This window comes from Brasilonema sp. UFV-L1, from assembly GCF_012912105.1.
Lineage (GTDB): Bacteria > Cyanobacteriota > Cyanobacteriia > Cyanobacteriales > Nostocaceae > Brasilonema.
Genome location: NZ_QMEA01000149.1, coordinates 16,920 through 28,145 on the forward strand (window position 1 = coordinate 16,920; position 11,226 = coordinate 28,145).

General features: G+C 42.5%; 7 protein-coding genes and 1 pseudogene. 7 read left to right on the plus strand and 1 reads right to left on the minus strand.

The window, feature by feature from the left end; translation table 11 throughout:
- The first annotated feature begins 107 nt into the window (after positions 1 to 107).
- The 3 genes from DP117_RS28755 (at position 108) to DP117_RS28765 (ending at position 3,743) form a co-directional block, all read left to right on the plus strand.
- On the plus strand, positions 108 to 1,790 hold the full coding sequence (locus DP117_RS28755) for a DUF3352 domain-containing protein (RefSeq protein ID WP_169221624.1): 1,683 nt from the start codon (positions 108 to 110) through the stop codon (positions 1,788 to 1,790).
- Positions 1,791 to 2,028: 238 nt separating this feature from the next.
- Complete coding sequence (gene cysE / locus DP117_RS28760; protein WP_169221625.1) at positions 2,029 to 2,826, plus strand: serine O-acetyltransferase; 798 nt, start codon at positions 2,029 to 2,031, stop codon at positions 2,824 to 2,826.
- An 83-nt stretch (positions 2,827 to 2,909) separates the two neighbouring features.
- Positions 2,910 to 3,743: a Uma2 family endonuclease gene (locus DP117_RS28765; protein ID WP_169221626.1), complete on the plus strand. Its 834-nt coding sequence runs from the start codon at positions 2,910 to 2,912 to the stop codon at positions 3,741 to 3,743.
- An 81-nt stretch (positions 3,744 to 3,824) separates the two neighbouring features.
- On the opposite strand, the gene DP117_RS28770 is transcribed toward DP117_RS28765, so the two are convergent.
- Positions 3,825 to 4,418: an Npun_F5749 family FMN-dependent PPOX-type flavoprotein gene (locus DP117_RS28770; RefSeq protein ID WP_169221627.1), complete on the minus strand. Its 594-nt coding sequence runs from the start codon at positions 4,416 to 4,418 to the stop codon at positions 3,825 to 3,827.
- A 249-nt stretch (positions 4,419 to 4,667) separates the two neighbouring features.
- Between DP117_RS28770 and DP117_RS28775 the strand changes: the two genes are divergently transcribed.
- From DP117_RS28775 to nrdJ, 4 genes and pseudogenes are all read left to right on the plus strand, one after another.
- Positions 4,668 to 4,931 (plus strand): hypothetical protein, encoded by a 264-nt coding sequence (locus DP117_RS28775; RefSeq protein ID WP_169221628.1) that lies wholly within the window; start codon positions 4,668 to 4,670, stop codon positions 4,929 to 4,931.
- 664 nt (positions 4,932 to 5,595) lie between these two features.
- Positions 5,596 to 7,389: a group II intron reverse transcriptase/maturase gene (ltrA, locus tag DP117_RS28785; protein WP_169221629.1), complete on the plus strand. Its 1,794-nt coding sequence runs from the start codon at positions 5,596 to 5,598 to the stop codon at positions 7,387 to 7,389.
- 93 nt (positions 7,390 to 7,482) lie between these two features.
- Positions 7,483 to 9,591, plus strand: coding sequence for an LAGLIDADG family homing endonuclease (locus DP117_RS28790; protein WP_248277872.1), 2,109 nt, complete (start codon positions 7,483 to 7,485; stop codon positions 9,589 to 9,591).
- A gap of 523 nt (positions 9,592 to 10,114) precedes the next feature.
- A pseudogene (gene nrdJ, locus DP117_RS28795) lies at positions 10,115 to 11,185 on the plus strand (ribonucleoside-triphosphate reductase, adenosylcobalamin-dependent); the annotation flags it as partial.
- Positions 11,186 to 11,226 lie beyond the last annotated feature (41 nt).

Genomic DNA, 11,226 nt, shown 5'->3' on the forward strand with positions numbered 1-11,226 from the left:
CGCGTGATGTCGATTTTAAAACTAAACTAATGTAACAGAACTGTCTTCGATATTCGATAGGTGGTTAACTATATGTGTTTATACGCCTAACGGTATGTGTAAAAACTATGATGCAACGCTTATTTTTCAGAGTTCTAGCGGCGAGTACTATCATGCTGCTATTGATTGGACTCACTGCTTGTAATGGCTTTGCCAAAAATCCACTCACCCGCATCGCTCCCACTGGACAATCAAAGGCTGCCATTTTCGTGTCTAAACAAGCACCAGTTATGGGATCAATGCTGGTGAATCCAGAACGCTTGCAAGCGTTTGAGCGTGATGGGGAACTGTCAAAAATAAAAACAAGCTTACTCGCTAATACGGGTATAGATTACCAACAAGAAATTAAACCTTGGCTAGGAAACGAAATCACACTGGCTGTCACAACCTTAGATATTGATCACGACTCTGAGAACGGACAACAACCAGGGTATCTCATGGCACTCACAACCACTCAACCAGAGAAAAGCCGTGAATTTGTCAAGTTATTGTTTTCCAAGCGGGTATTGGCTGGGGCAAACTTAACAACAGAACAATACAAAGGTGTGAAGCTGATTTCTGACAATCAGATTCCTTCAACGTCTCTACAGCCAGAAGATATCAAAAACCAAAATAGTCTTGCTGGTGCTGTTGTAGGCAATAGCTTTGTCTTGTTTGCCAATCATCCAAAAGTATTGCGAGAGGCAATTAATAATGTACAAGTCTTTGACCTCAATTTGACCAGTTCTGCCAAATATCAAAAAGTCATTCAACAACTGCCTAAAGAAGCACAGGCTGTGGCTTTTTTGAATCTCCCCATAGTAGCAAAATGGCAAGGGCTAAAACGTGATGCTCAAACCTATGACAACCAAATTATTTCCTTAGTCTCAAATTCCAACGGATTGCTAGCTGAAACTGCTTTTCTTGGGAACGAGGAAACTTTACCTCCAATCGCACAACTGTCTAAACCTGTGGATGCACTGCAGTATATCCCGGCTTCAGCAAGTTTAGCAGTCGCAGGAGCGAATTTAAACAGTTTGGGTGACAGTGACTTAGGACAACTTTGGCAACAACTGACAGCCGCTTTATCTACTTCTACAGAAGATGTGACATCTTTATTCCTCCCACTGACAGATGTTCAAAAACGTTGGGGTATAAACTGGAAAGAAGATATTTTCAACTGGGTGCAAGGAGAATACGCCATAGGATTGTTACCCCGTCAGGACCAAACAACTTTCGATTGGATTTTTGTGGCAGAAAAATCGGAACAGACACCCGCAGCAATTTCTCGTTTAGATACACTCGCCTCATCTCAAGGGCTGTCGCTGAGTTCCTTTCCCTTAGACGAACAAAAAATTTCTGCTTGGACACAGTTAACAACTGCTGTCAATACATCTGGTGAAGCAAAAGACCGAGAATTATTCACAATTGAGGCAAATGTTCTAGGAACGCGTGCTGATGTAGGAAATTACGAGATTTTCGCCTCCTCTATTGAAGCAATGGATAAAGCTTTAACAGCCAAGGATAATTCCTTAATGACAAATCCTCGTTTTAATGAGAGTATCGCTGTCATCCCTCAACCGAACCAAGGCTACATCTATATCGATTGGACAAAGAGTCACGACATTTTAGAACGTCAACTGCCCATTTTGAAGTTTGTGGAAGTTTTGGGTAAGCCATTTTTCCAAAACTTGCGATCGCTTACCATGAGTAGTTATGGTAACGACACAGAATTACTCAAAGGCGGCGTATTTTTCCAATTCAATCCCTAATTTTATGCCGAAATTTCCACAAGCCAAGCTGTAGCTATTTACGGTACAGGAAGTACAGAGGGTGCAGGAGAAGACTTCTTTTCTTCTCCTGCTTTTTTATCATTTTCATTCATGACACCCAGGACGCTAAGATAGAGTGTGGGTGAACAAAGAACTCGCAAACTCATCAATTATGAGTTATTGGTTGCTAACAACTAACTTCTTTTTAATGAATTGGCAGAACTAGGGTACAACAACCGTGCTATCTACACTTATTGCTGACTTCCGCATCATCTTTGAACGCGATCCAGCTGCTCGTAACTGGTTGGAAGTATTGTTTTGCTACCCCGGTTTACAAGCCCTAATATTATATCGGCTGGCTCATTGGTTGCATATCATTGGCATTCCTTTTATTCCTCGACTGATTTCCCACATAGCTCGATTTTTCACTGGAGTTGAAATCCATCCGGGTGCCGCAATTGGTAATAGTGTTTTTATTGACCACGGTATGGGTGTGGTGATTGGGGAAACGGCAATTGTGGGAGATTATACTCTGATTTATCAAGGTGTTACTCTTGGCGGTACAGGAAAAGAATGCGGTAAGCGCCATCCAACCGTGGGAGAAAATGTTGTGGTAGGAGCCGGATCCAAGGTACTAGGTAACATTCAAATTGGTAATAATGTCCGTATTGGCGCTGGTTCAGTTGTTTTGCGCGACGTACCTGCAGATTGTACTGTGGTTGGTGTTCCTGGTAGAATTATCTATCGCTCTGGTGTTCGAGTCAACCCACTTGAACACGGAAGTTTACCAGATGCTGAAGCCCAAGTGATACGTGCTTTAGTAGACCGCATTGAACACCTTGAACAACAAATTCAACATTTACAACAACCACAGCAAAAACAAAAAGTTGTAGTTCCTGCTGTTAACTTATCATTGCAAACACCTGACTTCCCAGATTCCCACATGGTAAACGATGAGGTATCTTCAGAAACTCGCACTTGTTGCCTTTTGGAAAATAAGATAATAGAAGAGTTCCTGGATGGCTCTGGTATTTAATTAACCAGACATAAGCAATATCTAGCGCAAGCATCTGCGATAAAATCACAACAAAAGTCCTAATAATTAATCAAGTGGACTTTATGTCACCGGAAACTACCCAAGCACCTCCCAACTCGACAACCGACTCCTTAGAGTGGCAACCCCCCATGCCACCCACGGATTTAATCTTTGACGACGGAGAACCATTGGAAAGTAACCGCCACCGCGTTGCCATGAATTTGTTGATTCGTTCTCTCAAATATCAATGGGCAGAACGAACCGACTTTTTTGTTGGCGGCAACATGTTCGTTTACTATAGCAGCAAACAAGCAAGAAACAGGGATTTTAAGGGACCTGATTTTTTTGTTGTGTTGGATGTAGAAAATGATCCAACGCGGTTGGGTTGGGTAGTATGGGAAGAAAATGGGCGTTATCCTGATGTTATTGTTGAGTTACTTTCTGATTCCACACAAGCCCAAGATTTAGGAACGAAGAAGCGGCTTTACGAACAGGTTTTTAAAACCAAAGATTATTTTGTCTTTCATCCATTCAAAGTTAATTCATTACAAGGATGGCATTTAGATAGCGATAAAGGCTACCAACCAATTACCGCAAATCCACAGGGGTGGTTATGGTGTCAGACTTTGGGTTTATGGGTGGGGACTTGGAATGGCTTGGTAGAAAATGATGATACTGCTTGGCTTAGGTTTTACGACGAAGCGGGTAATGTTGTTTTGTTACCAGAGGAAGCTCAACAACAACGGGCTAACCAAGAACAACAACGCGCTGATGCCCAACAACAACAAGCCAATCAAGAACGACAGGCAAGATTAAACGCTGTACCTCAGTTGTTGGAAATGGGATTGAGTGTGGAACAGATTGCACAGGCACTTAGCTTGACTGTAGTAGAAGTGGAGGAGATGAGGCGGCAATAAAACTTTATATCAGTACACAGTACACAGTGATAACTGATAACTGATATAAAGTTAAAAAACTTTAAAAAAAGCAGGAATTATTCATGGATTAATTGCAGTCGTAGACCATGTGTGAGAATTATCTTTTAGATAAGACCAGCGATTTTGGGGATCGCCTCGCAATTCTAAGTGATCTACTTGCACTGGATCAAGTAATAACAAACAAAAATTAGCTAGAGGAGTATTGGGATCGCTTAAAGATGATAAGAAAGTTTCTTGATTATCTCTAGGTTTTCCAGGATGGGGCCAAGCGAATTGTACACGAGCATTGTCTGAAAGGTCTTGCCATGTCATCTGACGAGCTTGTTGCAGTTGTGAGTTTGGATGATTGACATCGATAACAGACAACTCTCCCGCAATGCGGAACTGTTCACGCGTCACTGTAAAGTACCAGCAAACTTCTGCCCAAGGTTGATGGAGTATTTGGTCGAATTTCTGGCTACGTGAGTCAGTGATGATTTTGAGCAAATTGGTATCGCCTAGAAATCCGCGAAAGACAACAGTACGATTAGCTGGACGTCCATCAGTTTGGACAGTTGCTAGTTGAAAATAGCGCGAGTATGGCTGACTACGGTTACGATGAAGAGCACGGGCGAGAGGAGAACGCCAAGGGGCGAGAACTAATTCAAAATTCAAAGTTCAAAATTCGCTGCCTACGGCACGCTACGCTAACATTCAAAAAGAGTAAACAGGTGTACTGGCAAACGTTTTGCCTGTGGACTGTGTGCAAATTAAAGATGTGACAGCTAAATATTAGGAAAATTATACTGCAAAGAGTCTAACCATACACGCAGCGCAAATCTAGCAATTTTTCAATCTTTACCCTCTGATTGACTTGGCGTATAGTCATAATCTATGTCGGTGAGCAACAAGGCTTGATTCTCTATGGTTCGTGAGCTAGAAAAAAAACGTCAGAGTGCAACATTTCCAGAAACTGCCCCAGCTGCTAATCCAGTGTTTTTTAGAACCTATAGCCGTCGTCAAGAGGCTGGGGTGAGGGAAACTTGGGAACAGGTGTGCGATCGCACTCTCAAAGGCTTTATCACTATCGGGAAGTTACTTCCACACGAGGCTGATATTCTACAACGGATGCAGCGAAACTTGAAAGCATTACCCAGCGGACGTTGGTTATGGGTTGGCGGCGTGTGATTCGTTGAGTCGAAACTGGCTTCAAGAAGGGCTTTCAGCCATTCTAAGCCTTGGGATGACTCTCTTGGTTTCTCAAATCTGTTACAAAACTAAAAACGGATAACCGAATAATTAATGTACGGATTACCGAACCTTGATAACTGTATAACCTTGTAGGTGATGTGGTAAAACACAAAGTCCTACCCTCCAAGCGTGGGAGTGAAAGCATTTCCCCTACCTAGCGACTGGTTCTCAAAGGGTAAAGCGGGGAAAAACGCTGGTAACACCAAACCATGAGGGAAATCCCAGCAAGCAAGAACGTATGGACAACGAAAGTGAAGGTATGTCTGAACGGTCGTAACCCAATAAGCAGCGAAAAGAATGGTTGATACGCTGCGGTCAAAATGACACTGAGACGCATAGGAACCCGAAAGTACCGCCATAAAGGTCACGCTTTCCTGTCTCCGGCCCAGTAGTACCGTCCTAAACGCTCAAATCAAAGGTTATACGGAACGAAGTAATCCTGTCTGTGGTTCTCTAAAAGGTCGATTTTAGAGTAGGTGCCAAACCGTAAACCCTTACAGGACGAGATGGAATCACAAGCTAATGCCTACCTGTAATCGGTAAGGATATGCTGACAGATTCCCGATGATTTGGAAGATGGAGTTTTTAGTAGCAATTGATTATGACTAAAACACGGAAAAATCCGATGGTGGTATGGACACAAGTGAACTGGCGTAAGCTAGAACGCATAGTGTACAAGTTGCAAAAAAGAATCTATCAAGCCTCTTTACGGGGAGATGTCAAAGCAGTGCGTAAATTGCAGAAGACTCTTCTGAATTCCTGGTCTGCCAAAATGCTTGCAGTCCGCAAAGTAACTCAGGATAATCAAGGTAAAAATACTGCGGGGATAGATGGTAAGAAGGCACTAACGCCTAATGAACGCTTACAACTAGTACACACACTGAAACTAAGCAATAAATCCAAAGCTACCCGTAGAGTATGGATTCCCAAACCTGGGAAAACAGAAAAAAGACCATTGGGTATCCCGACAATATCTGAACGGGCAAAACAAGCACTTGTGAAACTAGCCCTGGAACCCGAATGGGAAGCCAAGTTTGAACCTAATAGCTACGGTTTCCGACCTGGTAGAAGCTGTATGGATGCCATAGAGGGTATCAAAGCAGGAATTAAGCAAAAGAGCAAATATGTTCTAGATGCTGACATTGCAATATGCTTTGATAAAATTGACCATGAGAAACTGTTGAACAAAATCAATACGTTTCCAAAACTCCGCAAACAGATTAAAGCCTGGCTGAAATCTGGGGTGTATGATAACGGAGCATGGTTTCCAACGGATGAGGGAACCCCGCAAAGTGGTGTCATCTCACCTTTACTGGCAAACATCGCCTTACATGGAATGGAAAAAATTGTCAAGGAATTTGCCCGAACTCTTCCAGGGAAAAAGGATAATAACGAGAAGGAAATTACCCTAGTTAGATACGCCGACGATTTCGTCATACTACATCCCAAGCTGGATGTGCTTATGAGAGCAAAGGCACTAATTGAGGAATTTCTTAAAGATTTGGGTTTAGAACTTAAACCTGAAAAAACTCGTATAACTCACACCCTAGAGAAGATAGGAAATGAAACTCCCGGCTTCGATTTCCTTAGCTTCAACATCCGCCAATATCCAGTAGGAAAGTATGCAACAGGTAAGAACCCACATGGCAAACCCTTAGGTTATAAAACTTATATAAAACCAAGTAAGAAAGCAGTCAAAGCACACTACCACAGATTAGCTGATGAGATTGACAAACTAAAATCCTGTCAATCCCAGACTGAGTTAATCAAGCGGTTAAACCCAATCATCACTGCTTGGAGCAATTATTACTCCAAAGTCAACAGTGCTGACACCTTCAAAGAGCTTGACCACTTACTAACACTAAAGCTAATTGCATGGGCTAAAGCCAGGCATCTTCACAAGTCCACAAAAAGGTGGATTGGAAAATATTTCAGCACAAAAGACAAATCATCTTGGGTATTTCGAGCAATTACGGAAGGTAAGAACGTGAATCTTACTTATCATAGTGAGTTTCAAATCCAGAGATCTGTCAAAGTCAAACCAGAAGTAAGTCCATATAACGGCGACTTAACCTACTGGGCTACCCGCATGGGAAAAAGTGCTGAATTACCTACCAGAGTCTCAAAATTGCTGAAAAAGCAAAATGGAAAATGCACAGAATGCAATGGATACTTCAGAGATGAAGACGTAATGGAAGTAGACCATATCCTACCTCTTTCCAAGGGTGGAAAACATGTCTATGAAAATTACCAACTATTGCATCGTCACTGCCATGACATCAAAACTAAAACAGATGGTACTCTTGACAAGAGCCAAATCATTGAGGAGCCGTGTGATGCGAAAGTATCACGCACGGTTCTGAAGCCGAGTCACGCTGGTGACAGTGTGGCTTAGGGTAATACAGACTGGCTAAAAGAGCAAAAAAACTTTTCTGGGGCCTATAATTGTACGTCTACTAACCTGCAAGATTGGAGTGCTTTCGGGTTAATGATGGATTTGGCAATGATGGGCTGCGGTACTGGAGCAGTTTTAGAACCACAGTATATCAGCAAGTTGCCTCCCATTCGTAATCACCTTCATGTACAAGTGCGAGGTGAAATTGGTATGACTCCTCCCAATCAGCGTCGCGAACAGACAGAAGTCAAAATAGAAGGCAATATTGTCACTATTTACGTTGGTGATAGCCGTCAAGGTTGGGTGCAATCTTATCAAAGCTTGTTGGAACTCTCAACCGATGAACGATTTTCACAAGATGTTCAAGTGATTGTTGATATCAGCGATGTACGTCAAGCAGGAGAACCTCTCAACGGCTTTGGAGGTGTTGCTAATCCCGTAAAATTACCAGAACTGTATAAGCGTTGTGCGTCCATCCTAAATAAAGCTGTAGGCAGACAATTAAATTCTGTTGAATGCTGTTTATTGATTGATGAAGCAGCTGTGACAATCGTTGCCGGTAATATCAGAAGATGTTTACCTGAAGATGCTTTGGTTCATACATCCATTGGTCTTATTCCCATTCGTCATGTCCAAGTGGGTGATTTAGTACAAACGCCCTTGGGATTTCGGCGAGTGGTTGATAAATTTGACCAAGGATTTCAAGATGTCTATGAAATTGAAACCAATGCTACCTACCCAAGAGCAACTTTAAACCATAGACAAGCAGTTCTTGCGGATGCTAAAGGGGGAATTGTCTGGAAGTCAATGGCAAGTTTAGTAGAAGGCGATCGCCTCTTACACAGTACACAGGTACTACCTGGAACCCTCACTGATCTGCCTCCTGACTTTACAGAAAAAAGACCTACCCAAAGTCGCACGGTCAAATCATTTATAATTCCAAATCTGACACCAGAAGTCGCTTGGCTGATTGGCTTGACTCACGGTGATGGCTATGTTGCTCTTGGTCGCAATGAGTATAGTAAGCCCTACGGTCGTGTTGAATGGGCAATGAACAGTTTAGATACGGAAGTTACAGCACGAATTCAAGCCAAGATAGATGCTGCTTTAGCTTTATTTGGACTAACTGCGACTCACGGCGTAACTAAAGGTGAAAACACTGCCAAATCAATCTGCTCATCTATCAGATTGGCAGAATATTTCCATCGGTATATCAAGCAGCCTAATGTTCCTTTGGATGTTCCCAGTTTTATTCTCCAAGGTTCAGTAGATATCCGAGCAGCTTATCTGGCAGGATTGATGGATAGCGATGGTGCTGTTAATAACCGCCCACCGCACCTAATCACCACAGTCTACCGTTCATTTATTAGACAAGTCGCAGCAGTTTTATCCAGCTTGGGGATCGCTGGTAGAATTACTATCACTCATCCTCAAAAGCAGGAATGGCAAGCCAAGTACAACCTGACAATTCCAGCGCTGAAAGAGCGTTACAACGCGCTTGTTGCTCCCCATAGCATTAAGGGACAGCTTAGACAAGGACTGAAAATGTACGGCTTCACCGTTCCTGGTGTCATTATGCGGGAAGCTTACACCTACAGCGAGATGCGAGAAATGGGATTTCAAGGTTCGCGCTTGGTGGATGTCAACTATGAACGCTACATTGCCGAGTCCGACATTTCACTGGATATTCCAGTGACATTCATTGGTCTTGCCAGCTACGATCATGTCCAAACTTATGACATTGAAGTCGAAGAAGCCCATTGCTTCTACTGCGACGGCTATCTAACGCATAACAGTGCTGGTATGCGTCAAGGCTCAAGTGAGGATCATTTATTTGCAGTTGCTAAGGATAATCTATGGCAACAGGATGAAAACGGTAATTGGCGAATTGATCCAGACCGGGATGCTTTAAGAATGGCAAACCATAGCAGGGTATTTCACCATAAACCCACTCTTGAGGAATGTATTGATGCCGTTCGCAAACAATACTATAGTGGCGAAGGTGCGATTCAATGGGCTGGTGAAGCGATCGCTAGAGCTAATTGTGACCTTTTTAAAAATCATGAACAAAAAGTAGATTTTCTCAAGGCTTATGCTCTAGGAAAAGCTAAGGATTGGTTACAAGAAAATTGTCCTCATATTGGTGAAAGTGAACAAGAGCATCGTTTGGCTCGTCATGGTTTAAATCCGTGTGGTAGATAATAATTTTGCCTCACGTAAAAAACCGGGGAAATTCAAGGAAGGCTAAGCAGAAAAGTGAGTTATTGGTTATTAATTAAAGTTTGAAAAAAGACAATAGAAAAACTAGCCAATTAATAAGTCATTGCTGTATGCTAATCTTGAGCTAACCTTCTCATTTAAAAGTTTAAGGTAGTGCAACGCATAGGGGTTGAACCTTTTCAGTAAACAGTGAACAGGGAAGGAGTCAGGAGCGGAGCAAGGAAAGCTCCGCCTCCGGTCAGAAGTCAGAAGTCAGAAGTCGGAATTCTTTATTTCTTCCTTGGTGAATACTGAATTCACCGATTCTAAATTCTTCTTAAAACTGATAACTGATAACTGGTAAGTGATAATTGAAAAGAATATAATACCCTCACGAGTCCCCGGCTACCAAATGGTAGAAAAGTTATGCTGAACTGAACTGGAATTGACCAGTGGTATCCCAAAAATGGGTATGAGGGAAACCTCCAGAACTAGAGGATAAAAAGCCTTTAGGATAACAAAATTGGAAATTATTGGCTCGAATTTTCACTGTAATTTATCGGAGATTCACCTGAATCAAATTGACCCAAATAACTACAAAGAACAGGAGGAAGCTTTCACAGCAGGTGCTATATCTGTAGCAGCACTTTTACATCACAAATTCATTGAACCCCGCTATCAGTACAGCCGTGAATTAGACCCGATTGTCGGTGTTTCTTTTACAGGGTTATTTGATTTCTTTGTCAAAGCTTTTGGGGTTGATTGGTTGCGCTGGTGGAAAAAAGGAAGACCTGCAACTGCTGAAGGATTGGCGTTTAAGCGTCAAGAGGAGGAATACTTCAGTTTTTGGAAAGACACTGTACATCGTGTTGTTTGGGATTACTGCGATCGCCACAATCTCAAACGCCCAAACCGCTGCACCACAGTTCAACCAAGCGGTACCAAGTCTTTGCTTACAGGTGCTAGCCCTGGATGGCATCCTCCGAAAGCACAAAGATTTATACGTCGGATCACCTGTCGCAAAAATGATCCCGTAGCGTTGGCTTGTCTAGACTATGGCTACAACATCATACCCTCTCAATCAGATAAAGATGAGCAGGGTAATTTGTTGAATGATCCCTTCGATCCACGAGTCAGCGAATGGCTAGTAGAAATTCCAGTTGCTGTATCATGGGCTGATTTACCAGGTGCTGATGAAATAGAAATTAGTCAATTTAGTGCGATCGCTCAAATGGATTTCTACATGCAGGTGCAAAAATTCTATGTCACACATAACACCTCTGCTACCATTGAGTTAAGAGAACATGAAATTGAAGCCTTAGGAACTCGGATATATGAAACGATTCGAGATGATGAAGGGTACATTAGTGCTGCACTTCTAGCACGTTTTGACGACCTTCAAACTTTTCCCCGCTTACCTTTTGAGCCAATAACAAAACAATGCTATGAACAGTTAATGAAAGAAGTGGAAATGCGTCGCAAAACTGAAGATTTTCATGCTGCTTTAAGTCGCTACGATTTCGGTGATTTAATGGAAGCAGGACCAGCAGGTTGTGACTCTGATAAGTGCATGATGCCTGAACAAACTTTGATGTAAATATAACGGTTCTCTCAAGAAACACACTTGAGGGAGGGAGG